At 72.0% G+C, this 15302-nt stretch carries 13 protein-coding genes and 1 riboswitch; of the genes, 6 read left to right on the forward strand and 7 right to left on the reverse strand.

Features of this window, described 5'->3' with window-relative positions; genetic code table 11:
• Positions 1–14: 14 nt before the first annotated feature.
• Positions 15–98: riboswitch (ZMP/ZTP riboswitch) on the reverse strand.
• Positions 98–1033 carry a hypothetical protein gene (locus ACZ6S4_RS29600; RefSeq protein ID WP_465478050.1) on the reverse strand — a complete coding sequence of 312 codons (936 nt, stop codon included), beginning with the start codon at positions 1031–1033 and terminating at the stop codon, positions 98–100. Its footprint overlaps the riboswitch before it by 1 nt.
• Complete coding sequence (locus ACZ6S4_RS29605) at positions 1030–3297, reverse strand: hypothetical protein (protein ID WP_465478051.1); 2268 nt, start codon at positions 3295–3297, stop codon at positions 1030–1032. The genes ACZ6S4_RS29600 and ACZ6S4_RS29605 overlap by 4 nt, the downstream gene beginning before the upstream one ends.
• 781 nt (positions 3298–4078) lie before the next feature.
• Between ACZ6S4_RS29605 and ACZ6S4_RS29610 the strand changes: the two genes are divergently transcribed.
• On the forward strand, positions 4079–4657 hold the full coding sequence (locus ACZ6S4_RS29610) for a hypothetical protein (protein WP_465478052.1): 579 nt from the start codon (positions 4079–4081) through the stop codon (positions 4655–4657).
• Between the two features lie 444 nt (positions 4658–5101).
• Here the strand turns inward: ACZ6S4_RS29610 and ACZ6S4_RS29615 are convergent, their stop codons facing one another.
• The 3 genes from ACZ6S4_RS29615 to ACZ6S4_RS29625 are packed head-to-tail and all read right to left on the reverse strand — an operon-like array spanning position 5102 to position 8514.
• On the reverse strand, positions 5102–6493 hold the full coding sequence (locus tag ACZ6S4_RS29615) for a glycosyltransferase family 2 protein (RefSeq protein ID WP_465478053.1): 1392 nt from the start codon (positions 6491–6493) through the stop codon (positions 5102–5104).
• Positions 6490–7446, reverse strand: a complete 957-nt coding sequence (locus tag ACZ6S4_RS29620; protein ID WP_465478054.1) for a glycosyltransferase family 2 protein — start codon at positions 7444–7446, stop codon at positions 6490–6492. Before ACZ6S4_RS29620 ends, ACZ6S4_RS29615 begins: the two co-directional genes overlap by 4 nt.
• Before the next feature lie 51 nt (positions 7447–7497).
• Entirely contained in the window at positions 7498–8514 is a 1017-nt protein-coding gene (locus ACZ6S4_RS29625; RefSeq protein WP_465478055.1) for a glycosyltransferase family 2 protein, read from the reverse strand.
• Between the two features lie 827 nt (positions 8515–9341).
• On the opposite strand from ACZ6S4_RS29625, the gene ACZ6S4_RS29630 reads away from it, so the two are divergent.
• Positions 9342–10277, forward strand: coding sequence for a sulfotransferase domain-containing protein (locus ACZ6S4_RS29630; RefSeq protein WP_465478056.1), 936 nt, complete (start codon positions 9342–9344; stop codon positions 10275–10277).
• Between the two features lie 118 nt (positions 10278–10395).
• Positions 10396–11283, forward strand: a complete 888-nt coding sequence (locus ACZ6S4_RS29635) for a hypothetical protein (RefSeq protein ID WP_465478057.1) — start codon at positions 10396–10398, stop codon at positions 11281–11283.
• 183 nt (positions 11284–11466) lie between these two features.
• Here the strand turns inward: ACZ6S4_RS29635 and ACZ6S4_RS29640 are convergent, their stop codons facing one another.
• Complete coding sequence (locus ACZ6S4_RS29640; RefSeq protein ID WP_465478058.1) at positions 11467–11682, reverse strand: hypothetical protein; 216 nt, start codon at positions 11680–11682, stop codon at positions 11467–11469.
• 677 nt (positions 11683–12359) lie between these two features.
• Between ACZ6S4_RS29640 and ACZ6S4_RS29645 the strand changes: the two genes are divergently transcribed.
• The 3 genes from ACZ6S4_RS29645 to ACZ6S4_RS29655 all read left to right on the forward strand — a co-directional run bounded on the left by ACZ6S4_RS29645 (position 12360) and on the right by ACZ6S4_RS29655 (position 14666).
• Positions 12360–12710 carry an S-adenosylmethionine decarboxylase gene (locus ACZ6S4_RS29645; RefSeq protein ID WP_465478059.1) on the forward strand — a complete coding sequence of 117 codons (351 nt, stop codon included), beginning with the start codon at positions 12360–12362 and terminating at the stop codon, positions 12708–12710.
• 2 nt (positions 12711–12712) lie between these two features.
• Positions 12713–13582 (forward strand): hypothetical protein, encoded by an 870-nt coding sequence (locus ACZ6S4_RS29650; RefSeq protein ID WP_465478060.1) that lies wholly within the window; start codon positions 12713–12715, stop codon positions 13580–13582.
• 94 nt (positions 13583–13676) lie between these two features.
• Positions 13677–14666 (forward strand): serine/threonine-protein kinase, encoded by a 990-nt coding sequence (locus tag ACZ6S4_RS29655; protein WP_465478061.1) that lies wholly within the window; start codon positions 13677–13679, stop codon positions 14664–14666.
• A 4-nt stretch (positions 14667–14670) separates the two neighbouring features.
• Here ACZ6S4_RS29655 and ACZ6S4_RS29660 read toward each other — a convergent pair whose 3' ends face one another.
• Positions 14671–15288 (reverse strand): hypothetical protein, encoded by a 618-nt coding sequence (locus tag ACZ6S4_RS29660; protein ID WP_465478062.1) that lies wholly within the window; start codon positions 15286–15288, stop codon positions 14671–14673.
• Positions 15289–15302: the final 14 nt, after the last annotated feature.

Raw genomic sequence — 15302 nt, forward strand, 5'->3', positions numbered from 1 at the left:
AGCTTCCACTCCGGCGTGGGCACCCAGGCGGACGGCCCCCACGGCGAGCTCCCCGATGGTGGTCCCCATCCTCGATGCCGCCAGTCGCGTGTCCGCGTCAGTCTACGGCGCTGATGTAGAGGGTGCGGTAGGCGGTGGTGTCCCCGTACCGGTAGAGGCTCACCCGCATCCGCTGCGCGCCCGGCAGGCTCAGCGTTTCGCTCCAGGTCCCGTCCCCGGTGACCGAGACCGTGCGCTTGACCGTCGCGGCCCCCGACGGGCCGGTCACGCTGAGCGTGTACGGCCCGTCCGAGGCGATCAGCCCGGTCGCCGATACCCGCACCGTACGGTTCCCGGCCGCGTTCACCGGACCCGACGGCGTCGCCGACAGTGCGGTCACGACGGTGTCGTGCGTGGCCCGCGACGTGGTGAACGACAGCCAGCTCGCCCCGGCCAGCACGGCCGCGACCGCCACCAGGGGCAGGAACTGGCGCAACAGACGCCGGCGCCGGGCCTTCTCCTCGGCGGCGGCGCGCTGCTCGTCCTCCTCCAGCATCGCGGGCACGATCGACATCACCACGGTGTTCGCCTCAGCCACCGTGTTCGCCTCGGCCATGCCGTTCAGCGGAAGCCGTACCGTGTGCTCGCCGGCGCCGATCCGCACCAGCTTCTCGCCGACCGGCCGGGGTTGCGGCTCCGCGCTGTCCGCCGCGCTCACGCGGCGCGGCGGCAGCAGCCGGGTGGCCAGCACCGCCGCCAGCGTCACCCCGACGGTGGCCACGGTCCAGGCGAGCCGGTCGATGCGCAGGCCCACGACATGGATGGCCAGGCCGGCGACGATGAGCACGCCCATGCTCAGCGCGGGGGTGAGCACTGTGCGCTCGACCGCGGTCAGCGCCCGGCGGCGGAACAGCACCCCCAGCAGCGCCATCCCGGGCAGGACGAAACCGAGCAGCAGCCCACCGGCGATGGCCAGGGCCTGCGGTGCGAACAGGACCGCGGCACCGGCGGCGACGGCCAACGCGGCCACGACCCGGGACAGCAGAGCGCTCACTGGACCCCCGTCCGGTAGATGCGGACAGTGCCGTTGTCGTAGAGCCGGTCCATCCCGGCCAGCGTGTCGAACTTACCGAGCTGCCCGACGGTCAGCGGCGAGGTGATCTGCCCGGACCGCGGGTCGCTCTCGAAGTACGCGCCGCTCTCCGGCAACTGGGTGCTCAACCGCCGGTCCACGACCAGGTACTGGACGTGGACGCGCTGCACCAGGTCGTCCTGCTCCAGTCCCCACACGTCGGCGTAGTACAGGGAGCCGACTTCGCGTACGGGGTCCTGGCGCCCGTACGTGGAAGCCAGCGAGACCGACGTCGCGTCGCCGCCGACCCGGTTGCCCGGGCCCAGCGTGGTGCGCTGCCAGTCGGCGGACGCCACCCCGTACGCGTCGACCGACCGCTCGTACCCGCCGGCCAGGTACGGCCCCGGCAGGATGGAGGCGATCGGCGGCCAGCCACCGGCCCGCGCCCCGATCATCAGCAGTGTGATCATCGCCGAGCCGGCCGCGACCCGGCTGTACAGGTTCCAGCCGCCCGGCATGACCACGTCGATGGCCGGCGCGGCGGCCCGCCACCGATGCCCGAACTCGTCCTTGGCCGGGATGAGCTGCACGCCCCGGACCAGCCCGATCGCGGCCAGGATGGAGATCGGGATGTAGGTGAACGTGGACAGCCGCCCGGCGATCTCCGGACCGTTCTGCCCCAGGAACCGCACCCCGTTGCCGGCGAAGAACACCATCCCGCCGACGACCGCGGCCCACCGCCACCAGTCCCGGTCGCGGCGGTGCACCATGTCGCGGGTGACCGCGAGATAGAGCACCAGCAGCCCGAGCAGTCCGGCGCCCTGCACCACGAGCTGACCGACCGAGACGGGCGCGCTGGTCGAGGCCGGGTCACTCTCCCCGGAGAAGAGCTGCGACACGGTACGCACGACCTGGTCGACCGGCTCCTCGAGATAGCCGAGGACATCGGTGGCGACCAACAGGATCCAGGCCGCCACCACGACCGCGGCGGCCCCCGGCATGGCCAGCGCCGACCATCGTCGCGGCTGATCCACGACGAGCTCGGCGACAGCCAGCAGCAGCAGAGTCGCGACCAGGGCGAGCGCGGTGACGTGGTGGCTGACGGTGGTGAGGGCCATCGACACCACGGCCAGCGCGGCGAACATCCGGCCGCCCTCGGCCCGCCACCGGCGTACCGCCCAGATGGCGAGCATGAAGAACGGCAGGGCGGCGGTCTGGTACAGAAACATCGAGTTGAAGAACAAGTAGTGCAGGGCGGTCGCGTACGTGGCACAGGCGACGCCCGCGACAGCCGGAGAGTTGCTGGCGCGCAGCACCACCGCGAAGAGCATGCCCACGAACACCAGGTGCGCGATACCGGCGACGATGACGCCGGCGGCGGTGACCGGCAGCCCGGTCATCTCCGCCACGGCGGCGCCGAGCTCGGCGAGACCGGGGAAGTGCTCGGCGGGCGGCAGCGCGGGGTTGGGCTGGAACAGCTCCCCGGTCTGCACGATGATCGTGGTGGCCAGCCAGTGCTGCAGCTCGTCGGGGAACCGGAACTGGTCCGGGCTGTACATCCACTTGAGCAGATACTGGTGCAGGGCCAGCCCCATGACGAGCAGGAACGACTCGGCGACCCCGGCCATCCGGCGGCTGAGCAGCCGGACGACGACCGGCGTGAAAACCACGACCTGACCGACCCAGTACGCGAACTGGGCGTTGCCGGTGCTGACCCGGCCGCCGGCGTAGGCCAGGGCGACCATGAGCACGCCGAGAGCGGAGATGGTCAGCACGGCGGGGGCGTGGCCCAGGTCGAGGGGCTCGCGGCGGGCGCGGGCGGGTTTGGGCGTGCGGCCGGGATCGGGCGGGGGAGCGACGTCGGTGCGCTGACCGTCCCGCCGTCCGGGAACCACGGGGATGACGGCGGTGACGACATCGGTCGGCGGGGCGACGCTGGCGGTTGAGCTGACGACCGGGATGACGACGGTGTCGTCGGGCGCCCGCAGCGCGATGACTACGGTCTCCTCGGCGGGGCTCCGCGCGGGGGTCGCCTTCGGGGCCTCCGGCAGGGTCAGGATGACCGTGTCTTCGACGGTCGGCTCTACGCGCAGGACGACCGTGTCCTCGAGGCTCGAGCCCTCCTGGTCTGGCTCCACCTGGTCCGGTTCGGCCTGGTCCGGTTCGGCCTGGTCCGGCTCGGTCCCGGTCGGGGCGGCCTGCGTCGGGCTGTTGCCGGCCACGGTTCCGGCCGGCAGGACCAGCACCGCGGTCGCCTCGGGATCGCTCAGTTCTGGTGCGGCCTCAACCTCACCATCAGCTTCAGGTTCGCGCTCAGGCGAAACCTCAACCTCAACCTCAGCTTGAGCGTTGGCGTCCCCTTTACTGCCTGCGACCTGCTGGTTGTCCAATTCGGTCGTGGAGTCTGCAACCTCAGGCGTGAGGTCAGTGTTGCTTCCGGGGGCGGCCTCAATGGGAGAAGCGGCTTCCGACGCTTGCGGCGCCTGTGCCGCGCTTGGCTGCGCCGCTTCGGCGTCTTCCGCCGCGGAAGAGGCGCCGGGGCCGGCCTCCGTGGGTGGCTCAGGGTCCGTGCCGGGTCCGGCGCCGGGCGCGAACTCTGCCGTGGGTGTCGCTGTCGGCTCCGCCGTGACCGAACCCGCGGGGCCGTGTCCGGCGTCGGCCGTGAGGTCAGGCGCGGCCGTGGCTGCGGGCTTCCGATCGGCGCCGGCTGTGGCCTCGGGCGCGGCGTCGGCCGTGGCGGTGGCTTCCGCTTGGGGGTCGCCGATGGCTGCAGACTCCCGTTGCGCGCTGGCTGTGGCCGCGGGCTCCGGTTCCGCGCTGGCTGCGGGCGCCGGTTCCGCGCGGGCTGTGGTTGCGGGTTCCGGTTCGGCGTCGGCTGTGACCGTGGGTTCCGGTGACGTGTCGCCCGTGGCTAGGGGCTCGGGCGCGGCGTCGGCTGTGACCGTGGGTTCCGGTGACGTGTCGGCCGTGGCTACGGGCTCGGGCGCGGCGTCGGCTGTGACCGTGGGTTCCGGTGACGTGTCGCCCATGGCTACGGGCTCGGGCGCGGCGTCGGCTGTGACCGTGGGTTCCGGTGACGTGTCGGCCGTGGCTACGGGCTCGGGCGCGGCGTCGACCGTGGCGGTGGGTTCCGCTGGGGCGTCGCCGGTGGTGGCGGACCCGGGTTCGGCGTCGGCTGTGGTGGCGGGTTCCGCTTGGGCGTCGCCGGTGGCGGCGGGCGTGGTCTCGACGTCGCTCGTGGCGGTTGGGCCGGTCCCCGTCGTGGCCTCAGCCGCTGACACGGTCTCGGCTCCGGCGGAAGCGTCGTCGACAACGCCGCCGGGCGTCCCGGCGACGTCGTCCGAGGGCGCCTGCGCGCGGGTCGCGTCCGAAGCTTCCGGCTCGTCCACGCCCTCAGGCCGCGGCTCGTCGATGCCGGACGCGTCGTCGTCCGTGGCGGGGGCGACCGGAGCCGGAGCGGCCACCGCCGCGGGGATCACGACCTTCGGCACCCCCGACGTGGTCTGGATGTCGGCCACCGCCGGCCCCGACGCGTCGGCACCGGACGGCGCCGCCGGGCGTACCCGGGCCGTCCCACGTGCCGGCCGCGCCGCGCCGCCTTCCTGACCGGGCCGGCTCTGCCCCGGCCGATCAGGCACGGGCCGATTCGGCACAGGCCGGTTCTGGCCGTGAGCTGCCTGGTCCGAAAGAGGCTGGTCCGAGAAGGGCTGGTCCGGGTGCGGCTGGTCGTGGTGCGGCCGATCCTGCGTCCGGGTCGGTTCGGGCGCGCGCTGGTCGGCCGCGCGCTGGTCCGCCATGTGCTGGGCCTCCGTGGCGTCGGGGGACTCGTACTGCTGGATGGACGTCATCGGGGCTGCCGGGCGCAGCACCGGCCCTTTGTCCGGTTCGCCGGGCTCCGGGGTCGGGGGCGCGCTCAGCATGCGGCTGCCACCCCGGTCGGTCGAGCCGGGGTGGCGTACGCATTTCCGACCGATCGCCACATCTGCTTCCTCCTGACCGAGAATGCCCGGTGCCGGGGGAAGTTTCCGGTGAACGGCTGAGTCGCCACGATCAGCGGCCGCTCCGGGCCTTGGCCCGGGCCGCCCGGCGGCCCTTCAGGTAGGCGCGCGGCCCCGCCAGCATGCCCTTGCGGTTCGCCGTCAGCAGTTCCCGCGGGAAGTCCTCCCGCAGCGTCGACACCCGCAGGCTGTCCTTGCTGGTCAGGTCGCGCAGGGCACCCGGGGCCAGCTTCAGCAGCGGCCAGAGCAGGCCGGGCCGCTTGAGCAGCAGGCTGGTGTACGCGGCGGTCAGCCCGGCGCCGTACCCGACCATCTGCTTGTGCAGTCCTTCGAGGTCGCGCCGGTGGTAGTGGTGGGTGACCGCCGTGGGCTGGTAGACGATCGTGCCGCCGCTGATCAGCACCTGGGTGAACGCCAGGGTGTCCTCGGAGCCCATCGCCGGGGTGCCCGCGCCCAGGGCGGTGTCCCAGCCGCCGATGCGTTCGATGACGCCGGCCCGGAACGTCATGTTCGCGCCGGTGCCGAACGGCGGCAGCGGGTACAGCGGGCTCTGGATGTGCGCGGTCGCCGGGCTGAACACGTCGGGCTGGAAACCGCGGCCCTTGCTGTGGCCACCGAACTGCTCGAACCACAGTTGCGCCTGGGTCTCCAGCTCGGCCGGGACGATCACGCCGGAGACCACGTCGGCCTCGGGGTGTTCGACCAGAGCACGGGCGACCTCGGCGAGCCAGTTGACGTCGGCGTACTCGTCGTCGTCGATCCAGGCCATGATCTCGCCCGGCGCGGCCGCCACCGCGGCGTTGCGGGCGAAGGACAGCCCGGCGCGCGGCTCCTTCAGGTAGGTGACCGGGCCGCGGCGGGCCGCCGAGCGGACGACCTCGGCGGTCGCGTCGGTGACCGGCGCGTTGTCCACGACCAGGATCTTGAAGTCGGGGTAGGCCTGCGCGAGCAGGCTGTCCAGGCACCGGGCCAGGGCGCCGGGCCGTTCCCGGGTGCAGACCACCACGGTGATCGGCGGGGCGTCGGCCAGCACCGCGCGGCGGCGGGCCAGGAACACCGGCTCGGTCGCCGGCGTGATGCCGTCGATCGGCAGTGCGGACAGCCCCAGCTCGGCGAGCCGGGGCGCCAGGGCGGTGCCGAGCTCGGCACCGATCGCGGCCGCCAGCTCGGCGGGCCGCAGACCCTGCTCCGGTACGTCGGTGAGCACAGTCCCCAGCGGTTCGGTGAACAGCCGGACCAGTACCCACGCCTGGAGCACACGCCGGCCGTCCGGGCCCACCCCGGCGACCGCCGGCAGCGGGTCGGACAGTTCCAGGTCGAGCACCGTGGCGGGCAGCACCTCGCCGCTGGGCTCGAACGCGGGCGCGGTGATCATCTCGTCGGTGCGCTGCGCCGGCACCCACACCTTGCCGTTCACGCCGGCCCCGTTCACCCCGGCGGTCATCGGGCCGCTCCGGCCGTGACCGTACGGCGGGCGGCGACGGTCTCGACGACCCCGCCGACCCCGGCCGCGGCGACGCCGGCCAGCACCCCGCCGGCCTTGAGCGCGTGGTGGGCGCCCCGGCCGCGGGTGGCCGCGACGAGATTGCGGATCACCGCCCGCGGTAGTGAGCGCAGGTAGTCGCGTTCCGAGCCGAGGCTCTCCGAGCCGTCCAGCAGGCCGGCCATGGCGACCTTGCCGCGTCCCTCGGCGTAGCAGCGGCGCAGGAAGAAGCCGAAGGTCGAGCTGCTCGCGGGCACCTCGTGGCGGATCACCGCGGCGGGCACGTACATCCAGCGGCCGCCGGCCAGGGCGCTCATCCGCAGGCACAGCTCGGTGTCCTCGGGCCGGTTCTGGCTGCCGAGCTTGCCGAAGCCGGTCCGGAAGCCGCCGACCGACAGGAACGTGTCGCGGCGCACGATCATGCTGGCCGACCACACGTTGCGCACCGGCGCGGTGGTCGTCGGCATCCCCGCGTAGGAGCCGCCGACCGCCCAGAGGAACTCCTCCGGCATCCAGTTCGGCTTCGGGCCTTCCCAGGCCGGGTCGATGCCGCCGCCCGCGCCGACCACCGAGGGGTCCGCCGCCAGCGGCTCGACCAGGAGTTCCAGCCATTGTGGGCCGGCCACCGTGTCGTCGTCGAGGAACGCGATCAGCGAGGTGCTGGTGTGGAACGCCCCGGTGTTGCGGTTGCCCGACACGCCCTGGGCGTACAGGTTCTCCAGGACGGTCACGCCGGCCAGGTCGCGCCGGGCCCGGCGGAACAGCGCCGGGTTGTGGTCGACCACGACGACGATCTCGGCCGGGGCGTACGTCTGTGACCGGGCCGAGGCGACGGTGCGCACCAGGGCGTTCCAGCGCTGCTCGGTGTGGGTCGGGATGACGATGCTGACAGCGGGGCGGGGGGTGGGTTCCACGCTAGTGCTCCTCGGGACAGGTGGGGGGACGGGGACTGGGGGCGGGAGAGCTCAGTCCTCGCGGGTGGCGCGCGACTGCAGCGCCTTGATGTCGTCGGTGCGACGGGTGCCGACGTCCTCGCGCCGCAGGCCCCGGTTGAGGTGCGCGACGTGCTGGCGGGGGTCGCCGGCCGGGGTGACGCCGGCGACCGGCGGGCGGTTGACGACCTTGTTCAGCGCGTGCACCGGCGCGGTGTTGGCCGGCGTCGCGGTCGGGTGCTGGTGCAGGATGACGCCGGTGCCCTGGCTGCCGGTGCGGCGCTGGCGGCGCATCCGGCCGTACTCGCTGAAGATGGTGCGCAGCACCCGGAAGCCGTCCCGGAAGGTGTTCAGGTTGCTCTGGCCGTGGATGCGGGCGTGCTCGACGCTGCCGACCTCGCCGACCGTCATCCCGTCGGCGGCGGCCCGGATGTTGATCATGGTTTCGATCTCGAACCCGTCACCCCACAGCTTGCTGCCGTCGGTGGGCCGCGGCAGGGCCGGGTCGGGCAGGGCCAGGGTCGGCACGACCCGGCGCCAGAAGGCGTTGTAGCCGTAGCAGAGGTCGGTGAACCGGGTCCCGAACAGGACGTTCACCACCAGGTTGAGGCCGTCGTTGCCGAGCTTGCGCAGCTTGGTGATGTCGTGGCTGTGTCCGCCCTTGTCGAACCGGGAGCCCTTGACGAAGTCGGCGCCGGCCACCAGCTCGGCGACGAAGCTCGGGATCTCGCCCGGGTCGGTCGAACCGTCGGCGTCGATCATCACGATGATGTCGCCCGTGCAGGCGGCGAAGCCGCAGGCCAGGGCGTTGCCCTTACCGGTACGGGTCTGCTGCACGATCACCACGTCCGGGCGCAGCTCGCGGGCCACGGCGACCGTGCGGTCCCGTGATCCGCCGTCGACCACGATCACCTCGTCGATGCCGTCGGGCAGTTTGGCGAACACGTGCGGCAGGTTCCGCTCTTCGTTCAAGGTCGGAATCACGACGCTTACGGTCGGTGACGGCTGCCCGTTACTCGGCGTGTTTCCCGAGGTCGTGGAAAGCTGCATGTCGGTCCCTTCGGGGGCGGCAGTTGCGACGTATTCGGCGGTTTCCGGGGAGGGATACGCAGGTCGCTCGCTTCTGCCGCCAAATCTAGCAACACGCTACGTAGCGTCAACTAACCAAAGGGCCAGGGTGCCGATGCCCGTGCGGTGAACCCTGACCAATCGAATGACCTGGGGTTATTCACATGGGCAACAAGATCAGCCGCAAGCCCCAGCCGTCACATTCAGTAACGGACACCAGGGTGCCGGAGGTCGGAGAGGGGCATTCCGGCGCCGTTTCCGGCCAGCCGCGGGATTCCTGGTCGTGAGTAGGACATAGTCTAAATGTCGGATAACACCGAGTGATCCGAATCACTCTCCGTCATGTCACGATGCGTGATCTCTTGGGTGCGAACGGGTTAGATTTCGGTCCGGGCGGCGCGGTGGGGTGTCGATGGATAAGTTGTCACCGTGATATCAGCGCCGGCTCCGCGCCGTACCGCGCGGTCGTCGACACCGTGGGTGATCCGGTGACGGCGACCGACGCGCTGTGTGTCTGCGGCCATCAGCGATCGGCCCACGAGCACCATCGCGCCGGCACCGAATGCACGTTCTGCGGCCCCGAGGTGTGCCCGCGCTACCGCCGTCGTCGCTGGTGGCGCCGGCGGGCTTGACCGGGATCCGGAAGCGCCGGAAGGGAGTGGTCGCGCGCCGGGCGGGTACCTACCCTGCTCACGGTGTGGACACCGGGTCGCGAAAACCTACCGTTTCTGTAGGCTAACTTCTACTTTCGCGGGGCGCCGCGCACCTCGCCGGGTGGCGCCGCCGCACCGTACGAGGAGGTAGCCCCTATGCCGCTCCCGGACTTCCTGATCGCCGGCGTCCCCAAAGCGGGCACCACCGCCCTGCACGCCGCGCTGGTCCGGCATCCTCAGCTCTACCTGTCCAAGGTCAAGGAGCCGAAGTTCTTCCTCTCCGACGGTCCGCCGCCCAGGCTCGGCGGGCCGGGCGACGTGCAGACCTACCAGGAGCACGTGTGGCGCCGCGCCGACTACGAGGCGCTGTTCGCGCCCGCGCCGCCGGGCACGCTGCGGGGCGAGGCCACCCCCTTCTACCTGTACGACCTGGACGCCCACGACCGCATCCAGGCCCTGATCCCGGACGCCAAGATCATCCTGCTGCTGCGTGACCCGGTGGACCGGGCGCACTCCAACTGGACGCACCTGTGGAACGCGGGCCTGGAGCCGGAGGCCGACTTCCTCACCGCCTGCCGGGCGGAGGAGCAGCGCAAGGCGGACGGCTGGGCCGACTTCTGGCACTACGTCAGCCTCGGGCTCTACGGCCGCCAGGTGCAGCACCTCTACAAGGTGTTCCCGCGTGAGCAGGTGCTACTGCTGCGCTACCGCGAGCTCAAGGACGCGCCCGCCGCCACGCTGGACCGGGTCTGCGACTTCCTCGGCGTGCCGGCCGGCGTGCTGCGCGAGATCCCCCGGGAGAACGTGAACCGCCACGTCGTCGAGGACAACGGCGTCAACCGGGTGCTGCGCGCTCTGCTACGGGCCGGCGGGCAGTTCGGCCACCGGTTCCCCGTACCGCTGCGCCTGGCCGCCCGCGGCCCGATCCTGACCGTCCTGCACCGCAAGCAGGGCGCCCGGCCGGTGACCACCCCGCAGGAGCGTGCCGCGCTGCTGCCCTTGTTCGTTGACGACATAGCGTTGCTGCAGGACGTGACGGGGGAGAGCTACGACGACTGGCTCTCCGTGGACCGACACGCCCGCACCCGGTAACCTGCCGGGGAATCCCTATCTTCCCCATAGATGATGCAAACTTGACCCGATACTCTTCGCTGTGTCGCTGACGCCACGAAACGGAGCCGCCTTGTCCATCGGAACTCAAGCCCTCCCGTTGCCTCGCTGGGAAGACGCCACGGTGGTGGTCGAGCCGCCCGGTGACGAGCCGGGAGCGTGGGCGGGCGCGCCGTCCTCGATCGTCGCGGACGGTGAGGTCTACCTGGCGTACAGGTTGCGCCTGCCGATCGGTGAGGGCCGGGGCATCTCCAACGTGGTCGCCCGCTCGGCCGACGGCCTGCACTTCACGGTCGTGGCCGAGGTGGGCAAGGACGCCTTCGGCGCCGAGTCGCTGGAACGCCCGGCGCTGGTCCGCACCCCGCAGGGCCGGTGGCGGCTCTACGTCAGTGCCGCCACCCCCGGCACCAAGCACTGGCGGGTCGACCTGCTCGAGGCCGACACCCCGGAAGGGCTGGCCACGGCCACCCCGCGCACGGTCCTGGCCGGCGACGAGACAGTCGGCGTCAAGGACCCGGTGCTGCACCACGACGAGCACGGCTGGCACCTCTGGGCGTCGGTGCACCCGCTCGAGTCGTGGGACGACGCCGACCGGATGACCACGGAATATGCGACCAGCCCCGACGGCGTGCACTGGACCTGGCGCGGCACGGCGCTGGCCGGTCGCGCGGGCCAGTGGGACGCGCGCGGCGTGCGTGTCTCGTCGGTGTCCGTCGACGGCGACAGCATCGTGGCGGCGTACGACGGCCGGGCCACCGCGGGGGAGAACTGGGAGGAGCGCACCGGCACGGCCCGCGGTGTGCGCCTGCCCGACGGCAGCTTCGGCGAGCTGACCGCGGAGGACGGCGAGCCGGTGGGCAGCCCGTACGCCCCCAACGGCCTGCGCTACCTGAGCCTGGTGACGATGCCCGACGGCCGCCAGCGCATTTACTACGAGGCGACCCGCCGGGACGGCGCCCACGACCTGCGCACCGAGCTCGCCTACTGAGAGTGTGAGAGGCGGGTCACGAACACCGGGCCCGGCTCGCCACTCATGATCGACCTGGCCTAGCGTCGGTCCCATAACGCCCGGTCTCCGGGGCCCGCCACCATCACCGGCGGATCAGTACCGAGAGACCGTCCATGGCGGAGCCCGTCCCACGAGGACGCGCTCCGCCATGTCTGTCTCTGCTCAGCCCGGCTGGACCCGGTCCCACGGGTTCCGATCGTGGCGGTGTTTGCGGCCCCCGGCGGCCAGCACCGCGCGCAGCGGTGCGGGGTGTTCGGGGTCCGGCAGCAGGTCGGGACCGTTCAGCAGAGCGAGCGCCGTGCCCGGTTCCAGGTCGCCGTAGCCCCCACCCCTTGCTCCGCAGTCACTGCAGGGTGCCGACCGCTCGGGAGTGCGCACCCGGCGAGTATGGCCAGGCGCCGCCAGTCTGACCAGCGGACATCCGCCGGACGGTGCGTCATGCTGACCCGCTGACGACTACATCGCGTGACGTCAGCGGTGGACAGCGTCAGATATAACCGAGCTGCACCCTGGAAAGCACGCAGAGTGATGACATTGCGAGTGATCCGTACCACTGCGACTATTCGGACATCGGGCGTAACGATCTGTCTCTCCTGGTCAGGGCGGCGCTGCCCGGCTTTCCAGGCGTCCATCCGGATAACGACCGTCTCCGTGCTGCTGGGCGAATCGTGTGCGGCGAGATAGACCTGTTGAGGTCCCTGTGCCGTGACCCCGCACGTTCGGGCAGGCGAGGATGGCCGCCCGGTCAGCGGCAGCGCAGCCCAGTAGTCAGTTGACCCTGCGTAGTCCTGCGGTAGATTTGGTAACAGAAGCGAGCGAGTCAGGCTTCTCCCCCAAAAGCCCCACACGCTGCGCAACTGCCACCCCGAAGGAACCGACATGCCGCTCCCCGCGACCCAGGGCACCACCAAGAGTGATGACATGCGGTCACAGTCGGTGAAGGACCGTGCTCCCAAGCCGCCGGTGCGGCCGCGGCCCAGCACGGCTCCCTCGTGGTGACCCGCACCGTCGCCGCCCCGCTCCCGATCCCCTTGCACCCGGAAGGCACCGCAGACATGCTGGATTTCAAGGACCTCGCCCCGACCATCACCCGCCAGCGCATGGTCGTCGAGGGGTACCCGACGTTCGTGATCACCGACGAGCACATCAAGGACTACTTGAAGAAGCTCTCGGACGTGACCGACATGATCACGATCATCGAGCCGGTCACCCACGTCAGCGACCTGTACGGCTGGGCGGGCTGGATCCACTGGGAGACCTCCGGCGCGCACTTCTACTCGTGGGAGCGCCCGATCTCGTTCTTCAGCGTCGACATCTACACCTGCAAGGCCTTCGACCCGCAGGTGGTCATCGACTTCACCAAGGCGTACTTCCGGACCACCGAGCTCGTCGCCAAGGAGTTCTGAGCATGAGCCCGACGACCACGGCCCGCTACGACCTCGACCCCGCCGCGGTGCGGCGCATCACCGCGGAGTTCCTGGCCGCGCACGCCACGGGCGGCCGGTTCGTGACGGCGGTCGTCGGGCCGGACAGCGACCTGGCCGCGGTCGGCCGGGCCTTGGAACGCCAGGTCTTCGAGGAGACCTTCGGCAACGACGCCACGGTGATGGCCGCCGAGTACGGCCCGTACGAGGCGCGCAGCCTGTTCTTCGTGGTCATCGACCGTAAGCGGGGCGTGCCGGCCGGCGTGGCCCGGATGATCGAGAGCCACGGCGCCGGGGTCAAGACCGTCGACGACGCCCCGCCGCACATCGGCGCGGACGTCGCCACCATCCTGGCCGCGCACGGCATGACCGGCGAGAAGGTGTGGGACTGCGCCACCCTCGCGGTCCTCCCGCAGTACCGCGGCCGCCGGTCGGCGCTGCTGGTCAGCACGATGATCTACCGCACCTTCCTGGTCATGGGCCGGCGCCACGGCGTACGGCACGCGGTGTCGATGCTCGACAAGGGCGCATACCGCAACCTCAAGCTCATCGGCGTGCCGATGCGGACGCTGGCCGACTCGAGACCGTTCGAGTACCTCGGCTCGGCCGAGAACCGCGCCGTCCACATGGACTTCCCGGCCATCGAGGCCGCCGTGCGCGAGCAGGCCGCGCGGATGCGCCGGGCCGGCCGGCCCGGCCTGGCCGCGCTGCGCCGCGACGGCGTGCGCAAGCTGCTGACCAAGCGGGTCGCGGCCGGCGTCTCGCTGCGCATCGGTACGGGCGAAGACGTCGACGACCACATCGTCGTCGTGCCGGGTGAGCAGGGCGTGTTCCGCCTCGACTCGAACGGCTGATGCTCGCGGGGAGAGTTTGCCCTGCCGGGGCCGGGGGTACGTCGCCTGCAACCACGAGGGGGGCGAACTCGCGGTGACGGAACAGGGGGCGGCAATGCGGACGCTGGGCGGGCGGTATCAGCTCCAGCAGCGCATCGGCATCGGCGGTATGTCCGAAGTGTGGCGTGGGCACGACCAGGTGCTCGACCGGCCGGTCGCGGTCAAGATCATGGCGCCCGCGGTCGAGGGCACGCTGGGCGAGGTCAACGGCGTCGAGCTGGTCCGCACCGAGGCGCGTTCGGCCGCCCGGCTGGCCCATCCCAACGTCGCCGGCGTGCACGACTTCGGCACGTCGCTGTCGCCGGGCCGCGAGGTGCCGTACATCGTCATGGAGCTGGTGGACGGGCAGACGCTCAGTGAGCACCTCGGCGCCGGGCTCTTCGACTGGCGCATCGCCGTACGCGTCTGCGCCGAGGTCGCGGCCGCCCTGGCCGCCGCCCACGCCGAGCACGTCGTGCACCGCGACATCAAGCCGGCCAACATCATGCTGACCCCGGCCGGGGCCAAGGTCCTCGACTTCGGCATCGCGGCCGCCGTCGGCAGCCATGACCCCGACCCGGACGGCCCGGTCATGGGCACGCCGGCCTACGTCGCCCCGGAACGCTTCGAGGGACTGCCCGCGACCCCGGCCTCGGACATGTACTCCCTCGGCGTGCTGCTCTACCACTGCCTGTCGGGCCGGCTGCCCTGGCAGGCCGCCAGCCACACCGAGCTGGTCGAGGCCCAGCGTCACCGCGACCCCGACCCGCTGCCGGTCATCGAGGGCATGGCCCCGGAGGTGCTCGACCTCTGCTCGCGCTGCCTGCACCGCGACCCGGCCGAGCGGCCGACCGCCCTGGTCGCCGCCCTGCTGCTGGCCGAGGCCGTGGACGCCCGGGTGTACGTGCCGCTGATGGACGTGAGCTCGGTGCTGCCCCGGCCGTCGCGGGTGTCGGCCTGGGACGAGCGCGCGGCCGAGGCCCCGACGAACATGGCCCTGCCGGCCGAGGCCGACCCGGACACCACGTACCTCGGCGACCGTCCCGGCCGCCACCGCGCCGGCTGACGCGTCAGCCCCGGGCGGCCCGCCAGCGGTCGTAGCTGTAGCGGGTGATCGTCAGCTCGGGGTGCGCGAGCACGTGCCGCGCGAAGCCGGCCCGGTCGTCGTCCAGCTCCGCCAGCCACCCGGCCGGCGGCGTGACATGGCGCAGCAGGCCGGCGTACCGCCAGTCCTTGCACCGGTACGGCCGCCGCAGCGCCGCCACGATGAGCTCCACGAGCTCGGGCTCCTGCTCGGCCGGCACCCCGCCGCGGGTGAAGTCGCGCAGCACCGCGTCCTTGGTGGTCCACGGCGAGCAGATCCACGACTTCTTCAGCTCCGGCAGGAAACGCTCCTCCCAGCGCAGGAACAGCACCGCGTACGGCGCGTAGTGCGCCCGCACGGCCGGATCCTCGGCCCGGCAGAACGCGCTGATCAGCCCGTCGAGGGTCAGGTCGAGCCGGCGCCGGACCGTGTTCTCGGCGGGCCGGTTGCGGCCGTGGCGCACCCGTAGGTCGTCGGCGCGCTGGCGGGACACCAGCGCCTCGGCCAGCAGCGCCTCGTGCCGGGCCAGGGCGGCCGCCCGCCGGGCGTCGTCCGGTGAGACCAGGTCGAAGACCCACGGCTGGTCGTCGGGGAGCGCGCGCACTGCCGCAGCATGTC

Source organism: Actinoplanes sp. NPDC051405 (genome assembly GCF_055586185.1).

Coding starts and splice junctions, on each gene's coding strand:
- ACZ6S4_RS29610 (WP_465478052.1), top strand. CDS start 4,079: ATGGCTACGGGCTCGGGCGCGGCGTCGGCTGTGACCGTGGGTTCCGGT.
- ACZ6S4_RS29615 (WP_465478053.1), bottom strand. CDS start 6,493: ATGACCGCCGGGGTGAACGGGGCCGGCGTGAACGGCAAGGTGTGGGTG.
- ACZ6S4_RS29625 (WP_465478055.1), bottom strand. CDS start 8,514: ATGCAGCTTTCCACGACCTCGGGAAACACGCCGAGTAACGGGCAGCCG.
- ACZ6S4_RS29630 (WP_465478056.1), top strand. CDS start 9,342: ATGCCGCTCCCGGACTTCCTGATCGCCGGCGTCCCCAAAGCGGGCACC.
- ACZ6S4_RS29645 (WP_465478059.1), top strand. CDS start 12,360: ATGCTGGATTTCAAGGACCTCGCCCCGACCATCACCCGCCAGCGCATG.
- ACZ6S4_RS29650 (WP_465478060.1), top strand. CDS start 12,713: ATGAGCCCGACGACCACGGCCCGCTACGACCTCGACCCCGCCGCGGTG.
- ACZ6S4_RS29655 (WP_465478061.1), top strand. CDS start 13,677: ATGCGGACGCTGGGCGGGCGGTATCAGCTCCAGCAGCGCATCGGCATC.